This window comes from Agarivorans sp. QJM3NY_29, from assembly GCF_050870835.2.
Classification (GTDB): domain Bacteria; phylum Pseudomonadota; class Gammaproteobacteria; order Enterobacterales; family Celerinatantimonadaceae; genus Agarivorans.
This window is the reverse complement of the sequence record NZ_CP194036.2, coordinates 611,330-632,935: the sequence shown is the minus strand read 5'-3', so window position 1 is coordinate 632,935 and position 21,606 is coordinate 611,330. Positions and strand designations below refer to the sequence as shown.

The window sequence follows — 21,606 nt, the reverse complement described above, 5'->3', positions numbered from 1 at the left end:
ATATTCTCCCTAAAAGTGTAAGCCTGGGCTGAGTACCGCTGGCATCACGCTGGCTTCACCTTCCATAGAGGCGACAGGATAAGCACAGTAGTCCGCCGCATACTTAGCACTAGCCCGATGATTTCCAGAAGCGCCCACGCCACCAAAAGGTGCAGCACTCGAAGCGCCGGTAATCGAACGGTTCCAATTGACAATACCGGCGCGGATCCGATGACGGAAGTTTTCCCATTTTAGCGGATCATGGCTCAGCAAGCCTGCCGATAAACCGAATCGAGTATGATTTGCCTGAGCAATCGCGTCATCCCAGTCATGATAACGGAGCACCTGCAATAACGGGCCAAAGTACTCTTCATCGGGCAGCGCAGCAACAGACGTCACATCGATAATACCAGGTGTAACCAAGCCCTTGTTTTGCTCTAGCTGCTGTAGCTCAAGCAAGGACTGCCCACCGAGCTGTTGCAACTGCCGTTGGGCCTCAACCATTCCTGCGGCAGCTTTCGCACTAATCATTGCGCCCATAAAGGGCTGCTGCTCGGCATCATAGAGACCCACTTGAATGGCTTGAGTGACTTCTAATAGACGGGCTAAGATCTGCTCACCTTGTTCACTACGAGGCAAAAACAAACGGCGTGCGCAAGTACAGCGCTGTCCTGCCGAAATAAAGGCGGATTGAACAATATCGTGTACCGCAGCGTCAACATCGGCGACTTGGTCAACCACCAAGGGATTATTGCCGCCCATTTCTAAAGCGAGTATTTTATCCGGCTGACTGGCAAACTGCTGATGCAATAAGTGACCCGTGTTAGAACTACCAGTAAAAAATAACCCATCGATATCAGGATGAGCAGCCAGCGCCTTACCTGTAACCACCTCCCCTTGCAGTAAGTTAAGTACCCCCTCAGGCAAACCCGCTTGTTGCCATAATTTAACGATACATTCCGAAGTATAAGGCGTGAGTTCTGAAGGTTTCAGCACCACACTATTACCGGCAATTAAAGCGGGAACAATATGGCCATTAGGTAAATGTCCTGGGAAATTATAGGGACCAAATACCGCCACCACACCATGCGGCTTGTGACGTAATACCGCTTTTGCAATCGGTAACTCAGAAGATGACTCGCCAGTTCGCTCGGCATAGGCTTTCTCGGAAATAGCCACCTTGCCGATCATCGCGACAACTTCGGTGCGAGTTTCCCACAAGGGTTTACCGGTCTCTTGGGCAATCACTAAGGCTAGGCGCTCTTTATTTTGCTCCAACAAGGCCGCGAATTGTTTAATCACTGCAATTCTTGATTCTAGCCCAAGCATATACCAGTCAAACTGGCTCGATCGTGCCGCCTTAACCGCTTGATCGACTTGCGCTGATAACGCAGCATTGCCCTGCCAAACGCAAACATTTTTGGCTGGATCGATAGACTGAAACGAGGCACCTTGACCCGCTAGCCATTGACCATTAATAAACTGATTTAAATGTTCCATCTACAACCTCACATCCTTTATAGCGGCCCCATGGGCGAGCCTATGACTATTCTAAACGTAGCGCACCAATACGAATCAGATCACCCTCTTGTACCTCTAAGGCTGCTGCAGTACTAGCCGATATAACCGCTCGCAATGAGTCGGAATCTAACTGGATCGCCGCCACACAAGCTCTAAAATCAACTAAGCGAGCATTACTTAGTAACATTTCTTCAGCAGAGGCGGCGGGCTCCGCAATACTGATGCTCACCTTGAGGGAATGTTTGACACTTTCGATCAACTTTAATGGGCACTCGACGGTCGGCCCAGCATCAAAAATATCCACATAACCGTGTTTACAAAAACCTTCAGATTCGAGCAGGCGTAAAGCTGGACGAGTTTTTTCATGCACCTCACCAATCACCGCCTGTGCTTCTTTACTCAATAAGTTGACGTATATCGGATATTTCGGCATTAACTCGGCAATAAATTCTTTCTTACCAACCCCAGTTAAGTAGTCTGCCGTCGGGAAATCAACACTAAAGAAATGATCCTGTAACCACTGCCAAAAAGGTGAACGCCCGTGTTCATCAGAGACCCCCCGCATTTCGGCGATCACTGAATCATTAAAACAATGCGAATGTTCAGCCATCAATAAGAAACGACATTTGGATAATAAGCGTCCATTGTTTCCACGACGATGCGATTCTTGCAAAAACAGCGTACATAACTCAGTCACCCCGGTATAATCATTAGTCAGGGTAAGAGTCTCAACCACGTTATAAACATTGAGGCTACGCGAAGCATGAACCACTTTTCCGAGATGGTAAGTATAGAAGGGGTTACTCATCCCCACAGCCGCATCAATAGCGGTGGTCCCAACCACTTCTCCGGTGTCGCTATCTTCAGCAACCATTAAATAATGTTGATTGCCTGGGCTGTCAGCATCTGCGGTAAAAGAACGTATCGAATGGGCGAGCTTTTCTTTTAAAAGAGGCTCATCAACCGGTAAAGAGGTGAAGCCAACCCCTGAAGCCACCGCCATTTGTAATAACGCAGGATAGTCCGTTTCCTTAATAGGGCGGATAACTAACATAGCGAAGTCTCCATTCATCAAATAACAAACCACCGCGACCCTTTAGAGTCACGCCGAATGATAATAAAGCATTGAAGTGGCCTAGTATCACAAGGAGACTAAGCCCATAAGACTAGCCGTTTACCACTTTGGCAATTGCTTGTTCGAAACGCTGCATACCCAGCTCTATATCAAGCTGAGGAATAATTAAAGAAGGGGTAAAACGGATCACGTTCGCCCCAGCCACCAGAACCATAAGCCCTTCCGCCGCCGCAGCCACTAAGAAGTCGCGCGCACGCCCCTTATATTGCTCATTCAGCACCGCACCCAACAGTAGTCCCTTACCGCGCACCTCAGAAAAAACCTGATATTTATCATTAATCGCCATTAAAGCTTCTCTGAACCACTGCTCCCGTTGTTTCACACCCGCTAATACTGATTCACTATTAACAATATCGAAGGCAGTTGCTGCCACAGCGCAGGCCAAGGGGTTTCCACCATAAGTACTGCCATGAGTGCCGACCTTCATTGAGGCGGCAATCTCAGTTGTCGTCAGCATAGCCGCAATAGGAAACCCCCCACCTAAAGCTTTCGCCGAGGTGAGTATATCCGGCGTGATCCCTAGACCCATGTAAGCGTAGAGTTCCCCTGTGCGGCCGACGCCAGTTTGTACTTCATCAAAAATAAGTAATGCTTGGTGTTTATCACACAGCTCGCGAACTTTTTTTGCAAATTCTAGATCGGCGCTAATGATCCCCCCCTCTCCTTGGAGAGGTTCCATCATCACTGCACAGGTTTGATCATCAATCAACGCTTCCAGCGCGGCGGTATCATTGTAGGGAATGTGCTCAACACCTGCGGGTTTAGGACCAAAACCGTCGGAATAACTCGCTTGTCCACCCACCGTCACGGTAAAGAAAGTACGTCCATGGAACCCTTGTTCGAAGGCAATGATTTTTGTTTTCTCTTGGCTTCCATGTTCAATCGCATAGCGACGAGCCAACTTTAGGGCCGCTTCGTTGGCTTCCGCGCCTGAATTACAGAAAAATACTTTCTCGGCAAAGGTACTATTCACCAATTTTTCAGCCAAACGTAAAGCTGGTTCGTTGGTCAGCACATTACTCAGGTGCCATAGTGTTTGGCCCTGTTCTGTCAAGGTTTTCACTAAGGCGGGGTGACAATGCCCCAAACAGTTGACCGCGATTCCACCAGCAAAGTCGACATACTCCCGCCCTTCTTGATCCCATAAACGAGAGCCCTCGCCCTTCACCGGAATAATCGCCGCGGGGGCGTAATTGGGAACCATGACTTGGTCAAAAAGCGCACGAGTTACAGCATGTGACATGTAGCGTTCTCCTTATCAATCTGGCGATTCCTATAACGATAGCCAGAGAAGTTAACAGTTTGTAAATATTCTTGGGATTATGACAAATATCGAGCATGATGTCTGAGCATACTGCAAAAGCACCATACAAAATATAACCATTTTTACGCAAGTTCAGTGCATAGCTCTAAATAAGCGTCCTGCCAAATAAGCCATTTTACTCTAAAACACATAAACTTTCGCATAAATATGCATAAATTATTCATTCGATTTAATTATAAAATTAAACCGTTATTAAACATTAGCATTCTATATAGTCGAACGAATAAAGTTATCGAGTAAGCCTAAACCTTGTTCAGTAAGAATGCTTTCCGGGTGAAACTGCACCGAGTGGATCGGCAAAGAACGATGCTGCAGCCCCATGATTTCATAAGCTTGCCCTTGCTGATCATGGCTCCAAGCCGTGACTTCCAAACAATCTGGCAGGCTATCAGCCTCTACTAATAAAGAGTGATAACGGGTGACCGCCATTGGACTGACCAAACCCATAAATACTGATTGCTGCTGATGATGGATTGGCCTGACCTTACCATGCATCGGCATGTCCGCTCTGACCACTCTCGCCCCAAAATGCTGAGCGATACACTGATGGCCCAGACACACCCCCAATATAGGCAATTGATCGGCAAATTCAGCGATCACCTGTAAAGATATCCCCGCCTCGTTGGGCGAGCAAGGTCCTGGTGATATAACCAGGTGAGTCGGCGCCATTTGTTCGATCTGCGTAATACTGAGCTGATCGTTACGCACCACCTTAACCTCAACCTTTAACTGCGAAAAATATTGGTAAAGGTTATAAGTAAACGAATCGTAATTATCGATAATGAGTAACATGCAGCCTTATCGTCTCACTCATAATGCAAAGCCATAAAAGAGGACTATCTTATACGATTTTGCTGAAGGTCGGTTGATCTTTCGTTAAGCTAAAAACCCGTGTTCGCTTAAGCAAACGTCTTACAAACACGAAAGCCCAGCATTCACTGGGCTTTCTTCGAACCGCAAGCTGTAAAGGCTATTTTAAGCCGATAAAACCGAGTACCTCATAGACCGAATGTAGTGTTTGGCGAGCTTGCTCACTAGCTCGCGCCGCGCCTTTAGCCATGATTGCTTGCAGGGCTGACTCATCTTCACGCAGCGCATGATAGCGCGCTTGGATAGGTTCCATCATTGCCACCACCGCATCGGCGGTATCCACTTTCAAGTGACCATACATTTTACCAGCATATCCCGCGACCAAGTCATCAATTGACTGGCCAGTTGCCACCGACTGTAACGTGAGCAAATTAGACACACCGGGTTTTTCTTCTCGATCGAAATAGATCCGCGCCTGTTCATCAGAGTCGGTCACCGAAGCTTTAATTTTCTTAGCAATTTGTTTGGGTGTATCGCTAAGCAAGATGAAAGCTTTAACATTATCGTCGGACTTAGACATCTTCTTGGTTGGCTCTTGCAGCGACATCACTCGCGCACCAAACTGAGGAATAAATGGTTCGGGTACCGTGAACACTTCGCCGTAAAGATTATTGAAACGATTAGCAATATCACGCGTGAGTTCTAAATGTTGCTTTTGATCTTCCCCTACCGGCACCGCATTTGCCTGATAAAGTAATATATCCGCCGCCATTAAAGCCGGATAAGTATATAAACCCGCATTGGTGTTATTCGCATACTTGGTCGACTTATCTTTGAACTGAGTCATCCGATTCAATTCGCCCATTTGGGTATAACAATTAAGTACCCAAGCGAGTTGAGCATGCTCTGGTACCTGTGATTGGACAAAGATGGTGCTCTTGTCGGGATCTAAACCACAAGCTATGTACATGGCTAAACCATCTAAGACTTGGTTTTTAAATTGCTTAGGTTCTTGACGAACTGTTATCGCATGCAAATCTGCCAGCATGAAATGACAGTTATATTCATTTTGCATGTGGATCCACTGGTTAATCGCCCCAATATAATTACCAATGGTTAACGAACCGGATGGCTGAATGCCACTTAATACAACGGGTTTACTCATGATTTTCCTACTTAAACAATACAAATGGGACTTAAGCCGTGACTGAACCCGACATTAATTCAACCAGGGTCTCGAGGCTATCCGCCACAAAATCGGGGTCACTTAAGGCAATATCTTCACCGTAGTTATAACCATAGGTCAAGCCTAGTGAGCGACATCCTGCAGCTTTTGCTGCTTGAATATCATTTTTTGAATCACCGACCATCAGCAACTGTTCAATACCCAGTTGATACTGACCAACTAAGTGAGTTAAAGGTAGAGGGTCTGGCTTCTTACGCGCTAAGCTATCACCAGATAATACCACATCAAAGTATTGCGCAAGATCAAGCTGTTCTAATAGTGGTTGGGTAAACAAGCTTGGTTTATTCGTCACAATCGCCATTGGAAGGTTCATCTCGGCTAACGCCGCTAAGCTTAAACGAACCCCTGCATATAAGCGACTCGCTACACACAGCTTTTCAGCATAATGTCGGTTAAATAAAGGTTTTGCACTTAAGTAAAGCGCTTCATCTAGATCTGCCGCAATCTCTGAACAACCAGAGAGTGCTCGCTTAATCAAAACTTCGGCACCATTGCCTACCCAATGGCGGATCGTCGCTTCACTAAACACATCACGACCTAAATCAACTAACATCGCATTAATGGCTAAGGCCAAATCGGGCGCACTATCGACTAATGTGCCATCTAAATCAAAAGCGATGAGCTTAATTTTGTTTAACGTTGTCATATAGGCTCACTACTTATTATTTACTTAAACTGGCTAATTCGGCACGCATTTGCTCAATCACTGCTCGGTAATCTGGTTTGCTAAAAATAGCCGAGCCAGCAACAAACATATCAGCGCCTGCGGCGGCGATTTCGGCAATATTATCCGGCGTGACACCGCCATCCACTTCTAAACGAATCGGATAACCACTGGCATCAATTTTATCGCGAATTTGACGTAATTTATCAAGGCTACCAGGAATGAATTTTTGACCACCAAAACCGGGATTGACTGACATCAACAAGATCATATCCAACTTATCCATCACATAATCCAAGTAGTGTAGTGGCGTCGCGGGATTCAATACTAGGCCCGCTTGACAGCCCTGCTCTTTGATCAGTTGTAAGCTACGATCAATATGCTCTGAAGCTTCGGCATGAAAAGTAATCATGCTTGCCCCCGCTTTCGCAAACTCGGGGATCAGACTATCCACTGGCTTAACCATTAAATGCACGTCGATAGGCGCTTCAATGCCGTAATTACGCAAGGCCTGACATACGGCTGGCCCAAAGGTTAAATTTGGCACATAGTGATTGTCCATCACATCAAAGTGGATCACGTCTGCGCCTGCGGCAAGTACATTTTCCACCTCTTCGCCCAAACGGGCAAAATCAGCAGCTAGAATAGAAGGGGCAATTAAAAAAGGTGTGCTCATTGGAATAACCATTGGGTTTGAAAGTGCGCAATTTTAGCGCAGCTTGAGGCATGATCCAATCACTCTACCAAGATTGTTTTATGCTTGACTTAAACCGCCTCAATATAGGGACTAAATAATGGCCGAAAAGCCTTCAAGTATACTGAAAAGTGTCTTCGCCGCATTATTAGGTGTTCAATCAGACAAACAACGCCAGCAGGATTTTAGTCAGGGTAAAGCTTGGCAATTTATCGGCCTTGGGATCGTGATGGTATTGGCCCTCGTAATGAGTCTGGTATTACTAGTCACCGCGATCACTTAATGATTTGAGATATCCTCTCGACTCACCAACTCGAGTCAATCTAAGCGGATGATTCGAGTTCCCTTCATTGGCTTGAGAACGACCACATCTTGAACTCGTAAATCTCGGGTCAATCTCAAAATCAGTTGGTGATTCGCCTTATATTATTTATCACTAAATCACTTAGGATGAATAATATGGCTTGTAACTGTTGTAACAGAGCATTAAAGAATGGAATGATCTATAAAAAAGACCCTCAAACCACTAGAAACTATAAATCTTGCCCACATTGTTCAGCTGCAAACGGCGGTGAACATGTATTTCATCCCTACCCATTATCCTTTGGAAAGACACCTGCGAGAAAAACGGCTAAAAATCCAGATGGCGATCAAAGTTATTGTATCGATTGCCGTAAATTGAAGAAAGGTGTACCTTCTCATGTCTCAGAAAATGGGCGCGTATGTAGCAGTTTAGTCTAGAGGTTCAATGCAAATTTATCGAGATGATGCGGTCAGTTGGCTTGCGACACTTGCCGATGCAAGCGTCGATCTTTTAATCACAGATCCACCCTACGAGTCCCTGGAAAAGCACCGAAATATCGGGACAACCACCAGACTAAAAGTAAGTAAATCGTCCAGTAATCAGTGGTTTGAAATTTTCCCGAATGCGCGTTTTGAAACGCTTCTCAAGCAGATATATCGGGTTCTGAAGAACAATTCGCATTTTTACTTATTCTGCGATCAAGAAACAATGTTTGTCGTAAAACCAATTGCAGAAAAAATAGGATTCAAATTTTGGAAACCTATTATTTGGGATAAAGTCACAATCGGCATGGGATACCATTACAGAGCTCGTCACGAGTACATCCTTTTCTTTGAAAAAGGAAAAAAGAAACTCAATAATTTAGGCATACCAGATATTCTTGAATGTAAACGAGTTTATCGCGGATATCCCACAGAAAAGCCAGTGCCATTGCTTGAAACACTAATTTCTCAAAGCAGCACGAAAAATCAGCTGGTCGTCGATCCATTTTTTGGATCTGGTTCGGTCTTAATCGCCGCTAAAAACTTAGGCCGAGAATATCTCGGATGCGATATTTCGGAATCCGCTCACCAACACTTTCGAAATCGAGTTGCAGAAATAAACTAACAAACAAGGCGCTTTAATGCGCCGCCTAGCTTCCCGAATAAAGCGCCATAACCTCTTTAGACTTGCCTCGCACACTTCCCTTACAGCTAATATTACGTTGAACACTCAACAAGCTAAGTGTATCAGCGCCAGCATATAGCTCCTGAGTGAAGTCGGTAAAGTGGTTTGATATAAGTGTAGATACACCACGCTGCTTCGCTTGCAGCGCGCATTCAACTAAACGACGTTGGTCATCATCGGTAAACTTATTTCCAGCATAAGCAGTAAAGTTCGAGGTTCGATTAATTGGCGAGTAAGGCGGATCACAATAAACAACATCATGTTCACCCGCGGCGAGAAATGCCTGTTCAAAATCACCACATACAAATGATGCACGCTGAGCGACCTTAGAGAATTCGATAAACTCTTCTCGAGGAAAGTAAGGCCGCTTATAGCGTCCAAAAGGTACATTAAATCCCCCACTTTTATTATAACGACATAGCCCGTTATAACCGTGTCGATTTAAGTAGACGAAGAGTAATGAGCGTTCATATGGATCTGTGGATTGATTAAATTGCTCGCGCAGCTGATAGTAAAAATCGGGATGATTATGGTTACCAATAAAGAAGTTTTCTGCTTCCTTAATAAATCTATCCGGCTGCGTTTTAATGAACCCAAACAGATTAATGAGATCTTGGTTAGTATCCACCAATAGGTATTCATCAAACTCAAAATTAAGAAACACCGAACCGCCACCTACAAATGGCTCAATCAAACGCTTCTTTCCAGTAGATGGAAGATTCACTTTGATTTCATCAACAATGCGCTTCTTGCCACCAGCCCACTTCAACGGAGACTTACGATTAACTGAAGATATATTACGACTCACAGATGACCTTCAGCTAAATATAATTGACACACCAACAAATCAGTCTTCTGCCTTGTTTCGCCAAAATGATCTACCCACTGAAAAAAGGCTCGAAGATGCGTCATCACGATTCCGTTAATTCGAACTGAACTTGGCTAAATTGCTTGATCAAAGAATCCAGATTCTGCTTTTTCAAATTGAGACGTGCAGCTTGAGCCTGCTCCCGCGTCGTAAAATCACCATAAATGATTTTATAAGGCACATTTGGATTAGCCGATGAATGGTAGACCCATACCTCATGATACCATTTGCGAGAAGAAACAAATTGCTCGGCTTTTTCTCGATTTTTCAACGCCATTAACTGTAAAGTATAATGTTTCGCTGGTTTAGCTTGAAGCAAAGACTTCACATCGGTCAACTGAATTGGAACTTCTTTCGTCACATCGGCTGGCTCAATTTTATCGGTCGATATTGTTGATGGTTGTGGCTCAACCAACAAGTTTTCACTATCATTAATGTTGCTCGTCAAGTCAGGCTTAGCTTGGTTTTCGGCTTTTCCCTGATCCGCTAACAACTTACTCACGACATCATCCTCAACCACCACTCGTAATTGCTTGGCTTGACTTTGTGCGGTTAAATCAACTTCTGTCGCAACATCTAACGAAGGTAGTTTAGCGGTATCGACTTGAGTGCTAGAACTGGAATTCGCTTGCGCCGATGCGAATTCTTCGGCTGGAGTAGAGCCATTGGCTAAAGTCGGCTCCTCCATAAGAGCCAAGGCAATACGGCTATCATTTCCCTTATCCTCTTTACCCCAGTCGTTGACCAACTGAACCAGTAAACCAGCGACTGCTGCGCACAATACGACAACAATGGCGATATAAAGTTTTTTTCTATTAGGAGCACTAGCTTCCGACATGGGGATATCTCCAGTAACGATTTGATCGACAAATTGATAAATAAGACGAGGGTTTCCTTTCGCCGATGCTATATGTTGTTCGATTGCTTGCTGATTTTCAAACTCCGCAACATACTCGGCTCGATTAAATAACAATGAAGCCAATTCAAAAGACTCATTGTCGCTCAGTGAGGGAACCTCAAAATACAGAATATCAGCGCTCAACACATCCAACTGAGCACTAAAGCTATTGCTAGCTTCTGCGAATAACAGTAACGATAAGGAATATTGGTATAGCTGATTGTAATGTTGATAAAACTCCAACAACTCTCTTAGTAATTCTGTCGTTAATCGATGGGCATCATCGATCATAATCACTAACGGAGCATTGGTTTCTTGTACATTGCGTTTAAAGCTATCAAATAAAGGATCATCTTGGTTAAACAATGGATCATGTAATAACTGTTGTAGCAGTTCTCGACGCAAGCGAGAGCCATCGTCTTTATCGCTGGCAGTCACTAAGGCATGATTCGCGAACTGAGCACGTTCGAGTATCCCACTGGCGATAAAGGATTTACCCGAGCCCACACTGCCAGTAATACAAATTAGCTTGGCACTAAAACGAATTTGGGTGATCAGTCTATCGCGCAAACGTAATTGGCTTTGCAGTTGCGCAAACTCGGCATCAGGCCGCACTCTCACCATTCAAATAGCCTTATTGAAATCGATGAATAACTGTTTCTATATTATTTTCAGTAATCGTATCAACAACTTCTGCTGAACCGATAGCATTCGGTAATACTAAACGAAGTTTCCCATTTAGTACTTTTTTATCGCGCAACATGTGAGGTAGGAATTGCGCAACCCCCATATCTGCCGGTGGAGCAATCGGTAACTGGGCACGTTTAATCAAAGTTCGGATCTGTTGTACTTGCTGTTGAGAGAGCATTCCAACTAACTCAGCGGTTTCGGCAGCCATCACCATTCCCGCCCCAACTGCTTCGCCATGTAGCCAAACGCCATAACCTTGCTCTGCTTCGATCGCATGACCATAGGTATGACCTAGATTTAACAAAGCTCTAATCCCCTGCTCGGTTTCATCTTTAGCCACAACTTCGGCTTTAATTTCGCAACAACGAGCAATTGCTTGAGTCATTAATACTGCATCTAATTGCATCAACGGATCAAGATTATTCTCCAACCAAGTGAAAAAGTCAGCATCATAAATAATGCCATACTTGATTACTTCGGCCATGCCCGCTGATAACTCACGTTTATCCAAGGTCGCTAAACAATCAATATCGATCAGTACCGCCTTTGGTTGGTAGAAAGCACCGATCATATTTTTACCGAGAGGGTGATTCACTGCGGTTTTACCACCAACCGATGAGTCAACTTGCGATAATAAAGTGGTTGGTACCTGTACGAAAGGAACCGCCCGTTGATAACAAGCGGCAGCAAATCCAGCCATGTCCCCAATCACGCCGCCGCCTAAGGCAACAATGGTGGTATCACGGCTATGTTGTTTTTCCAATAATCCAGAAAAAATAAGATCAAGTGTCTGCAAGTTTTTGTACTGCTCGCCATCGGGCAAACTAACTACATCCACTTGAAAAGCACTCAAACCCTTCAACAGAGGCTCTAAATAGAGTTCCGCGACCGTAGTATTTGTAACAACCATTACTTTTTTACTAGCAATAGCAGAAGTAAAAAAATCGGGCTGACTAATTAGTCCTTGCCCGATAGTGATGGGATAACTACGCTCACCGAGAGCAACTGTTAAACATTCCATGATTAGCTTAGAATCCTAAAAGTTCAATAATTTGGTTAGCCACTGCTTTGGCACTTTGATCATCTGTTTTAACCGTATAGTCAGCTACGTCTGCATACATCGGATTACGTTCTTCAGCTAGATTTTCCAAGACCTCTCTTGGCTCATCACTTTGTAATAAAGGACGACGTTTATCGCGTTGTGTTCTAGCAAACTGCTTATCAATGGTCGTTTCTAGATAAACCACTATGCCGCGAGCAGAAAGATGATTACGGTTTTCTTTACTAATGACTGAACCACCTCCGGTGGCCAATACGATGCCTTGAAGTTGGGTCAGATCATCAATAACCCCTTCTTCTCGGACTCTAAAACCAGCTTCGCCTTCTACGTCAAATACCCAAGCGATATCCGCGCCAGTACGGCGTTCAATCTCTTGATCTGTATCGTAAAACTGCAAATGTAATTGCTGTGCTAAATGACGACCAATGGTGCTTTTCCCAGCACCCATCGGTCCTATAAGGAAGATATTTCGTTTCTCAGCCATGCTTCTTCAAATTTATCTTTGTCTATTTTCTCCCCGCAATGCGGGCACCTAATGTACCAACCTTAGTAAAAAGATCAGGGCGCGATTATCTCAGCATGAAGGGGACTTTGGCAACCGCAAAATCACCTTCAACCACGATTGACTCAGATTAAACCCGATACTCTGATTTTCCTAGAGACTATCAACCAGGATCCTTGGGGTAACAAAAATCAATAATTCATTTTTTTCTACGCTTTGAGTCGTGGTTCTAAACAATACACCTAAACCCGGAATATCGCCCAATATCGGAACTTTTTTCACATAGTCAGTTGTTTGCTGCTGAAAGATCCCCCCCAAGACTATCGTTTCGCCGTTTTTCACCAAGACCTGAGTTCCAATCTCCTGTTTATTGATGGCAATCGCTGTCCCGGTAGAGGTAGCAACGGCTTCACCTTCGGAATCTTGGGTAATGACTAAGTCCAAAATAACATTCCCATCTGGGGTAATCTGCGGAGTCACCTTAAGACTTAGCACCGCCTTTTTAAAGGTCACCGCCGTTGCCCCGCTAGACGAGCTTTCTACGTAAGGAATCTCTCGACCTTGCTCAATGTAGGCCGCCTTTTGATTGGCGGTAGTAATTCTTGGGCTGGCGATCACTTCGCCTTTATTCTCTTGCTCCAAGGCAGACAATTCTAGATCGAGAATTTGTCCATTCGCGAGCTTAGCCACTTGAAAAGCAATCGAGCCTGCGGCATCAGTGACCGGAAGGTTAACATTTAGGCGATCGTCCAAGGCTGGAATGTCGCCAGAGACGACGCTATCAACACCTTCTAAGCTTCCGCTTGTAATCCCAGTGCTACCACCGACTGACCCCGAATTAGTCACCCCCCAGCGTACACCGAGCTCTTCACTGACACTATCAAGTACCGTAACCATGCGCGCTTCAATCACAACTTGTTGAACCGCGACATCCAATTTCTTAATCATCGCCTTAATATCGCTTAGCGAGTCTTCGGTATCTTTTACCAACAAGGTATTGGTTCGCTCGTCCACACTCACCGAACCATGCTCGGATAACATCGACGCCTGCTCATTTTTAAGCAAGGCCGATAAGTCAGAAGCCTTCGCGTAATTCACTTGGATATATTCTGAATACAGAGGGGCTAAATCGGCAACTTGCTTAGCGCTTTCTAATTGTTGTCGTTCCTGCTCAGCCAACTCTGCCGCAGGCGCAATTAACAACACATTATTATCAAGGCGTTTATCCAAACCTTTTACTTTCAAAATTATATCGAGAGCTTGCTCCCAGGGAACATCATCCATACGCAAGGTGATATTACCAACCACGGAATCCGTTGTGACTAGATTTAATTGATTAAAATCAGCAATTAATTGCAGCACGGTACGTACTGGAATATCTTGAAAATTTAGAGAAATGGGCTTGCCCTGATACGCAACTTTCGCGACTTCTTCCGCTTGCAAAGGTTTAACTTCAACCAGAAACAGTTCTCCTGATTGATCATAACGATAATCAAAAGCCCCGTTAATCGTCACGACTAAACGCACCTTCGCCTCATCTTTAAAGACTTCAACATTATCGACTGGGGTTGCGAAGTCATTCACATCCATCACATAAACATTTTCGTCGGCAATATCGGTATTATAAAAATCGACAATCAAACTATTATCGCGTCGTTTAATATCGGCAGCGATAGAGCGATTATTCAGATCAATCATCAGCTGGCCGGTTCCACCTTTGCCCCGCCGAAAATCGATGCCTTCAATATGATTGATCGTAGCATGCTCAACACGACTGGCGGTTTCAAAAGCATTGTTAACCGTTGTAGACTTAGAATTGCTTGCGGTGGCAGTAGTAGGCAGCGCACCTAACTTAATCAGCAGCCGTTTAGAGTCTTGTTGTACTTGATATGGAACTAAGCTTTCCAAGGCCAAAACGAGTTGTAAACCAGACTCTGTCTGTAAGCTTTGTACTTGTTTCACCCCTCCTCGGCCAATAATCAAAGGATTAACCTTCAGTGCGGAGCTGGCATTTGCAACGTCAATCACTAACTGATTAGGAGAGTATTCGAGGTGATCATTTACCTGCTCGATAGGCGCATCAAATAGTAATTCAATTTCTACCGCGCCTTTAATCATCGGGTTGGTATTCAGCTGAATTAACTGGGCGTTAGCCCAAGCTTGAGCTGCATAACAGAAAAGCCCCGCGAATATTAAGCTACTGTTGCAGATACCTTGCAGCATTCTTCCCTTCATGCCATTTATCCTATTGTTCCACTTTCGAAAGCAAAAGCTGAGTATTTCGCTCATTCCAACAGCCTTCACCATCAGAAACGACTTCTTTAATATCTAAACCGAGCTGACTAACTTTTATGATAATACCGTTATGCAAGCCTAGAAAATTACCTTCTCTCACTCGATACAATTCACCACTAGGAACATCAATTAAGGCCCATAGGTTTGCACCATCCCCCATGATCCCGCGCATCGTTAGACTCGCCAAAGAATACTGTTCGAGTGGTTGTTTCTCACGGTCAAAATTCGGTGCTAAAGAGCATTCCTTTTCAGAGGCTAGAGCAATCGCTTCCGCTTCAGGAACAGGGCTCGTAAAAGGGTTTCTTAGGTTATCGGCCTGGTAAGCAAGATGCTCAAAAGGCTTAATTTCTGGCACATCTTGTTTCACCGAAACCTTACGCGCTTTCACTTGCATGACATATTGCTGTAAATCATCTTTGGAGCCCCCACAAGCAAATAATGTAAGCAAGCTTAGCCCTAATATGATTGCTCTCATTACTTATCCTTAGGCTCTATTTTCTCTTTATAACGGTAGGTCTTCGCTAACATCGCCATCGTTAAAACTGCGCCGTCTTTTTGTTTTTTCAGCGAAATATCATCGAGAATCACAATTCGCGGTAAAGCGGCAACGGCACTCACAAAACCACCTAACTGATGGTAAGTTCCACTCACTTCTAATTTTATCGGTAACTCAGTTGAAAACTCACGTTCAACTTCTGGCTCCCAGTTAATACGGTGAAACTCTAAGCCATTATCGATACCGATAAAACTCAACTCGTCTAGCAAACCTGGGATCTCATGTTTTTCGGGCAGCTGTTTGAGCAAAGAGGAAAAGGCATCTCGCATCTGCTGTATTTGCGCCTGATAAGCAGGCAAGTTACTTGCTAAAGCAGCTTTAATTTCGAATTTGCTACGTAACTCTTGTTCTTGTGCTTCAAATTGAGCCAACTTGGTTTGTTCATCTGATACTTGAACGTAATAAAATCCTGCCGCAATCAAGCCACAAATGAGACCAATGAATATTATTTTTGCAGGCCGAGGCCAAGTGCCGATGCTTTCTAAATCTAATTCATTAAGCTGTTGTAAATCCATTACTTAGCTCCGACTTTTTCACTTGGCAGACCCAACTTAACGACGAATTCAAGTTGAAACTTACTCAGCTCCATATCCGCTTGTTTGTTCGATAAAGCGACGATGGAACTAATCTTGGGGCTACCTAACCAAGTTTTTTGCTCAATATTGCGCATTAAACTCGCGACTCGATAGTTGGCTTCGCTCTTCCCATCGAGGCTAATCAAGGAATTTTGAAAAGTTAAGCTATCCAGATAAACTCCGGCTGGCGAAATCAATGGTAGGATGTTGAATATTTTGGTTGGAACATTACGACTTTCTTGCAACTTCTGAATCAAGCTGATTCGTTCATTTAAGCTTTTTTTCTGCTCTTTTATTTTACGTATTTCACCAATTTGCTGGTCGAGGACCGCTATTTCAGTTTCTAAATACTGATTACGCGCAAGTTGCTTATTTTGCAGACTCGTATAATAGTTTTGCACCCCAAATGAAGCGAATAAGGTAAGGCCAGCGGCGACCCCCAAACTCAGCCAAAAATCACGCCTTTGTTTTGCCTTGAGCTCTTCCCGCCATGGAAGCAAGTTAATGTTAGACATTATCAAAACCCCTCAAAGCAAGACCCAAAGCCACCATATACTTCCCTCCATCGCGGCGTAATCCGTCGGGATCAACAGAACGATCAAACTGGCAATGATTGAAAGGCTCAGCCTTGATAACTGGCAGTTCTAAATCATTCTGCATCTGTAAGACTAATTCGTCAGACAAAGCACTACCGCCGCTCACGCCAAGCGCATCCAAAGACTTATATCCGCTAGAACTCAAAAATAGCGACACTTGCCGACGAACGTTTTGAATGACCCCGCTAACAAACTGAGCGAAAACATCAATTTCATAGTTCTCGGGTAGACGGCCACTAATTTTCATCTCTTTCGCCTCTTCCAGGCTTAAGCTGTAAAAACTAGCGATTTGCTGTGTATATTGGGCACCGCCAAAGTTTTGGGCGCGGTTGTAAACCACTTCACCTTTATTGAGGATAGCAAAATTGAGCGTGGATTCACCTATATCGACCAAGCCAATGATTTTGCTATCGTCAAATTCATCTTCTTGATGATGCAATAAATAATGCCAAGCTCGGCCTAAGGCATGCGACTCAACATCAACAATTTTGGCTTCGAAATCAGCATTTGCCAATACTTCGGCGCGAATGCTAACCGCTTCGGTACGTGCCGCACTTAATAATACATTGTTACGATTCGCATCACTTTCGTTACTACCGAGGACTTCAAAATCAAGGCTGATCTCATCAATAGGAAAGGGGATTGAGTTTTCGGCCTCAAGCTCAACTTGAGTCTCTAGCTCCAAATCGGACAAACTATTGTCCATGTATATGATTTTGGTAATCACGTGACTACCTGCGACAGCAGTCGCCACTTGACGATTACGGGAAGGAAATTTTCTTTTTAATTCGCGTAAAGACGCCGTAATCTCTTCTGGAGAAACGACTTGATTATCGACCAGTGCGCCAGTTGGTGTAACGACCTCCGCAACCGCCTCTACTTTAAACCCCTGAGCAGATTTTGAGAGTAGCAGACCTTTGATGGTAGCAGAGCCGAAATCTATCCCTAACAACGCAGCCGATGTCTTTTTACCTATCCCTAGTATCATGACCCGCCAACTATCTTTTTAAATTAAACAGTTACCTGTAGATAAAGAATAACTAGTAATTGATCTATACGCTAATAGATCTTAAGAAAGTTGTCGAAACAGGTCACAATTTGACGATATAATCGACGGTTCTTTCGATACAGAGTACAACTTTAGTAATGAAATGGCTTAAAAGACTGTTATTTTTAATTTTCTTAGGTTCTAGCCTCGGCTTAGTCGCAGTCACCGCACTGTATTTTTATGTCGCGCCGCAGTTACCAGACGTAAGCACTCTGCGCGACATCCAGCTGCAAACGCCGATGCGAGTATTCAGTGCCGACGGCGAGTTAATCTCGCAATTTGGAGAAAAAAGAAGGATCCCCTTAGCCATTGAAGATATCCCTGATGAGATGATTCATGCCTTCCTTGCCACCGAAGACGCGCGTTTTTATTCTCACCCAGGCATTGACCCGATCGGTATCACCCGAGCAGCGGTTAATCTACTTGCAACTGGCGAGAAAAGCCAAGGAGCAAGTACCATCACCCAGCAAGTTGCCCGAAATTTCTTTTTAAGTCGTGAAAAAACCTATATTCGAAAAATTAAAGAAATTTTCTTAGCCCTTAAGATTGAGCAACAGCTATCAAAAGATGAAATTTTATCGCTATATCTTAATAAGATTTCTTTAGGCTACCGTTCCTTCGGCGTTGGAGCCGCTGCGCAAGTCTATTACGGCAAAACGGTAGACCAATTAACTCTCGCCCAAATCGCGATCATTGCAGGGCTGCCGAAAGCCCCTTCTGCACTCAATCCAATTCGTTCACCAGAACGCGCTCGTGATCGCCGAAGAGTCGTCTTAGGAAGAATGCTAGAGACCGGTTATATTGACCAGGCTCGCTTCGATGAAGCCAATCAAGCCCCAATTACTGCATCCTACCATGGTGCAGAAATTACGTTACCGGCTCCCTATCTTGCAGAAATGGTCCGCCAGCAGATCCTTGAACAATTTGGTGAAGACGCCTACATATCCGGCATGGATGTATACACCACCATTACAGCTAAACGGCAAAATGCGGCCACCTCAGCATTGCGCAAAAACCTATTAAATTATGACCAACGACATGGGTATCGCGGAGCAATAGACCAGCTATGGAAACCCGGACAGCCCGCCTTGGAGCCTCAACAAATCAGTGAACAATTAGCCAACTTTCCTAACTATGGAGAACTTGTCGCTGCAGCGGTGATATCGGTCACCGAACAGCAAGCGACCATCGTGACCAAACAAGGGGAAGTGGGGGTGATCGACTGGGATAATATGCAGTGGGCTCGCCGTTTTATTAGTGATACCCGGCAAGGGCCGGCGCCTAAAACAGCCACTGAAGTGCTCACTGCTGGAGATATTATTTGGGTTGTCGCCCTCAACCAAGTAAGCGCTGAAACGGGTCCAGACTCAAGTAGTGATTCAACTGCGCCAAACAACAGCGAAGCCCAAAAATCAGAGTTGACTCATTATCAACTATCACAACTTCCAGATGCTGGCGCAGCACTGATTGCGATTTCTCCGCTGGATGGTGCAATAGAAGCACTGGTTGGCGGTTTTAGCTTTAATCAGAGTAAATTTAACCGCGTGACTCAAGCCAGCCGGCAAGTGGGTTCCAATATTAAACCTTTCCTCTACTCCGCCGCATTTGAACATGGTATGACCTTAGCGAGCTTAGAAAATGATGCCCCAATTAATCGCTGGGATCAGGCGATGGGCGTCGCATGGCGTCCCAAAAATTCACCGCCAGTTTACGATGGTCCGATCCGTTTGAGAGTGGGATTGGCAAAATCTAAAAATGTTATTTCGGTGCGTTTAATGCGCGACTTAGGCATCAATACGATGATTTCGCACTTAGCCAAATTTGGCTTTCCTGCGAATGAGCTCCCCCGCAACGAATCACTTTCTCTAGGCTCAGCGTCATTAACTCCGATGCAAGTGGCGAGTGCTTACGGCTCTTTTGCCAATGGCGGCTATTTAGTCAGTCCTTATTTTATTGACCGAATAGAAGATGGCGAAGGCCATGTGATCTTCCAGCAGTTACCGAAAGTCGCCTGTGATGATTGCCATGAGATTATTAATCATGCGCCAGACTTAGATGAGCTACTTGAACAAACTGGCGATCCACTAAAACAATGTGCGATTTCATTTGCTGAAACAGAAGACTTGGCGCCACGAATTATTAGTTCACAAAATGCTTTTTTGGTTTCACAAGCGATGAATAGCGTCATTTGGGGCGGAGGAAGTTGGGCACATAAAACAGGTTGGAATGGCACAGGTTGGCGTGCAGCAAGAGAGCTAAAACGACACGATATTGCCGGTAAAACAGGTACCACCAATGATGCCAAAGACGCTTGGTTTTCGGGCTTCGGCCCCGGCTTAGTGGTCACATCTTGGATAGGATTTGACGATTTCAATCGCGAATTAGGTGAAGCCTCATACAATGCTAATTTAGGCAAAGATCAAGTCACAGGGAAAGAGTTTGGAGCCAGAACTGCGCAACCCGCTTGGATTGACTTCATGAAAGTAGGCTTAGAAGGGATCCCTGAACAACCTTGGTCAATCCCTAAAAATATAAGTACGGTGCGGATAGACCGCGCCAGCGGCTTGTTAACTACCGCCAGCGATTACACGACTCGATTCGAATACTTTGAAAAAGGAACTGAACCTAGCGAGTATGTTAAACCGAGCAGTGGTTCAGTCTTTGATGCTGAAGACGAACTATTTTAATCAAAGTGAGTATGCCGCTTAATCAGGGCGGCTAATTGATTAAAGCAGGGTCGACGTACCGAGTTATTACGATATAACAGGCTAATCCGTCGGCTCGGCTCAGGAGCGCTAAAATGGCGATAACAAATGCCATTTTGCTCAGTTTCCAGAGGGATAGCCAGCTGTGGCAATAAAGTGATCCCCATGCCCGCAGCCACCATATGTCTTAGAGTCTCAAGACTGGTCGCCTTAAAACTGTTATCTTCTTTCGCCCCAGCCGCAAAACAGTAACCCATGGCCTGATCACGCAAACAATGGCCATCCTCCAGCATCAACAATTGCTCGCCTCTTAATTCAGTCAATTCAATGTGAGCCTGATGCTGCCACTTATGCTGAGAAGGCATGGCGAGCACTAACGCTTCATCAAATAAATCGATCGAACCAAAACGTTCCATTTCAGGAAGATAAGCCAACAACAGGCAATCTAAATCACCATCCTCTAAGCGTTGCAACAAGATATGTGTTTGTTCCTCATAAAGAAACAGGGCCATATCGGTAAATTCAGAACGAATATGTGGCACTATTTGCGGCAATAAATACGGCGCCAAAGTAGGAATTAAGCCCATATGTAAGGGGCCAGCCATTGGTGCCTGAAAGCTCTTCGCCATATCTTTAAGGCCCTTTACCTCGAGCAGGATCTGTCGGGCCTTAGCAGCCAACTCATCGCCAGCATGCGTAAAAATCACCTTGCGAGAAGTTCGCTCGATCAACAACAAGCCCAACTCTTCTTCTAACTTGGCAACCTGACCACTCAAAGTCGGCTGACTGACAAAACATTTTTCCGCAGCTTTGCGAAAATGCTTCAGCTCTTGTAAAGCCACTAAATACTCTAAATCACGAAGGTTCATGCATTCTCCTTTAATTACAGCTAATAATACGCTGCTTCGTCTCAATCAACCATACTGTAAGCGAGTAACTCGTGTAGGCTAAGTCGCGATCTAAGAAACT

General features: G+C 44.7%; 20 protein-coding genes. 3 read left to right on the top strand and 17 right to left on the bottom strand.

What is annotated here, in order from left to right; genetic code table 11:
- Positions 1-9: 9 nt before the first annotated feature.
- From astD to rpe, 7 genes are all read right to left on the bottom strand, one after another.
- Positions 10-1,479: a succinylglutamate-semialdehyde dehydrogenase gene (gene astD / locus ACRRS0_RS02885; protein WP_432454715.1), complete on the bottom strand. Its 1,470-nt coding sequence runs from the start codon at positions 1,477-1,479 to the stop codon at positions 10-12.
- Positions 1,480-1,525: 46 nt separating this feature from the next.
- A complete protein-coding gene (gene astA, locus ACRRS0_RS02880; RefSeq protein WP_432454716.1) occupies positions 1,526-2,554 on the bottom strand; it encodes an arginine N-succinyltransferase in 1,029 nt (342 codons plus the stop codon).
- Positions 2,555-2,666: 112 nt separating this feature from the next.
- On the bottom strand, positions 2,667-3,878 hold the full coding sequence (locus ACRRS0_RS02875) for an aspartate aminotransferase family protein (protein WP_432454717.1): 1,212 nt from the start codon (positions 3,876-3,878) through the stop codon (positions 2,667-2,669).
- Between the two features lie 288 nt (positions 3,879-4,166).
- A complete protein-coding gene (locus tag ACRRS0_RS02870) occupies positions 4,167-4,751 on the bottom strand; it encodes an anthranilate synthase component II (protein WP_432454718.1) in 585 nt (194 codons plus the stop codon).
- A gap of 178 nt (positions 4,752-4,929) precedes the next feature.
- Entirely contained in the window at positions 4,930-5,934 is a 1,005-nt protein-coding gene (gene trpS, locus ACRRS0_RS02865; RefSeq protein ID WP_432454719.1) for a tryptophan--tRNA ligase, read from the bottom strand.
- A gap of 31 nt (positions 5,935-5,965) precedes the next feature.
- Positions 5,966-6,661 (bottom strand): phosphoglycolate phosphatase, encoded by a 696-nt coding sequence (locus tag ACRRS0_RS02860; RefSeq protein WP_432454720.1) that lies wholly within the window; start codon positions 6,659-6,661, stop codon positions 5,966-5,968.
- A gap of 16 nt (positions 6,662-6,677) precedes the next feature.
- A complete protein-coding gene (gene rpe / locus ACRRS0_RS02855) occupies positions 6,678-7,355 on the bottom strand; it encodes a ribulose-phosphate 3-epimerase (RefSeq protein ID WP_432454721.1) in 678 nt (225 codons plus the stop codon).
- Between the two features lie 118 nt (positions 7,356-7,473).
- Between rpe and ACRRS0_RS02850 the strand changes: the two genes are divergently transcribed.
- Positions 7,474-7,656, top strand: a complete 183-nt coding sequence (locus ACRRS0_RS02850; RefSeq protein WP_432454722.1) for a DUF2970 domain-containing protein — start codon at positions 7,474-7,476, stop codon at positions 7,654-7,656.
- A 465-nt stretch (positions 7,657-8,121) separates the two neighbouring features.
- Positions 8,122-8,784 carry a DNA-methyltransferase gene (locus ACRRS0_RS02845; RefSeq protein WP_432454723.1) on the top strand — a complete coding sequence of 221 codons (663 nt, stop codon included), beginning with the start codon at positions 8,122-8,124 and terminating at the stop codon, positions 8,782-8,784.
- Between the two features lie 25 nt (positions 8,785-8,809).
- On the opposite strand, the gene ACRRS0_RS02840 is transcribed toward ACRRS0_RS02845, so the two are convergent.
- From ACRRS0_RS02840 to pilM, 9 genes are all read right to left on the bottom strand, one after another.
- On the bottom strand, positions 8,810-9,652 hold the full coding sequence (locus ACRRS0_RS02840; protein ID WP_432454724.1) for a Dam family site-specific DNA-(adenine-N6)-methyltransferase: 843 nt from the start codon (positions 9,650-9,652) through the stop codon (positions 8,810-8,812).
- A 103-nt stretch (positions 9,653-9,755) separates the two neighbouring features.
- On the bottom strand, positions 9,756-11,234 hold the full coding sequence (locus tag ACRRS0_RS02835) for an AAA family ATPase (RefSeq protein ID WP_432454725.1): 1,479 nt from the start codon (positions 11,232-11,234) through the stop codon (positions 9,756-9,758).
- Between the two features lie 10 nt (positions 11,235-11,244).
- A complete protein-coding gene (gene aroB / locus ACRRS0_RS02830) occupies positions 11,245-12,321 on the bottom strand; it encodes a 3-dehydroquinate synthase (RefSeq protein ID WP_432454726.1) in 1,077 nt (358 codons plus the stop codon).
- A gap of 7 nt (positions 12,322-12,328) precedes the next feature.
- The gene (gene aroK, locus ACRRS0_RS02825; RefSeq protein ID WP_432454727.1) at positions 12,329-12,844 is read right to left on the bottom strand and encodes a shikimate kinase AroK; all 516 of its coding nucleotides are present in this window, start codon (positions 12,842-12,844) and stop codon (positions 12,329-12,331) included.
- Between the two features lie 171 nt (positions 12,845-13,015).
- Positions 13,016-15,097, bottom strand: a complete 2,082-nt coding sequence (gene pilQ / locus ACRRS0_RS02820) for a type IV pilus secretin PilQ (RefSeq protein WP_432454728.1) — start codon at positions 15,095-15,097, stop codon at positions 13,016-13,018.
- Between the two features lie 10 nt (positions 15,098-15,107).
- Entirely contained in the window at positions 15,108-15,632 is a 525-nt protein-coding gene (locus ACRRS0_RS02815; RefSeq protein ID WP_432454729.1) for a pilus assembly protein PilP, read from the bottom strand.
- The gene (locus ACRRS0_RS02810) at positions 15,632-16,228 is read right to left on the bottom strand and encodes a type 4a pilus biogenesis protein PilO (protein ID WP_432454730.1); all 597 of its coding nucleotides are present in this window, start codon (positions 16,226-16,228) and stop codon (positions 15,632-15,634) included. Before ACRRS0_RS02810 ends, ACRRS0_RS02815 begins: the two co-directional genes overlap by 1 nt.
- The gene (locus ACRRS0_RS02805) at positions 16,228-16,803 is read right to left on the bottom strand and encodes a PilN domain-containing protein (RefSeq protein WP_432454731.1); all 576 of its coding nucleotides are present in this window, start codon (positions 16,801-16,803) and stop codon (positions 16,228-16,230) included. Before ACRRS0_RS02805 ends, ACRRS0_RS02810 begins: the two co-directional genes overlap by 1 nt.
- On the bottom strand, positions 16,796-17,872 hold the full coding sequence (gene pilM / locus ACRRS0_RS02800; RefSeq protein ID WP_432454732.1) for a type IV pilus assembly protein PilM: 1,077 nt from the start codon (positions 17,870-17,872) through the stop codon (positions 16,796-16,798). Before pilM ends, ACRRS0_RS02805 begins: the two co-directional genes overlap by 8 nt.
- Before the next feature lie 158 nt (positions 17,873-18,030).
- Between pilM and ACRRS0_RS02795 the strand changes: the two genes are divergently transcribed.
- On the top strand, positions 18,031-20,619 hold the full coding sequence (locus ACRRS0_RS02795; RefSeq protein WP_432454733.1) for a penicillin-binding protein 1A: 2,589 nt from the start codon (positions 18,031-18,033) through the stop codon (positions 20,617-20,619).
- On the opposite strand, the gene oxyR is transcribed toward ACRRS0_RS02795, so the two are convergent.
- Complete coding sequence (gene oxyR / locus ACRRS0_RS02790) at positions 20,616-21,506, bottom strand: DNA-binding transcriptional regulator OxyR (protein ID WP_432454734.1); 891 nt, start codon at positions 21,504-21,506, stop codon at positions 20,616-20,618. The genes ACRRS0_RS02795 and oxyR overlap by 4 nt on opposite strands.
- Positions 21,507-21,606: the final 100 nt, after the last annotated feature.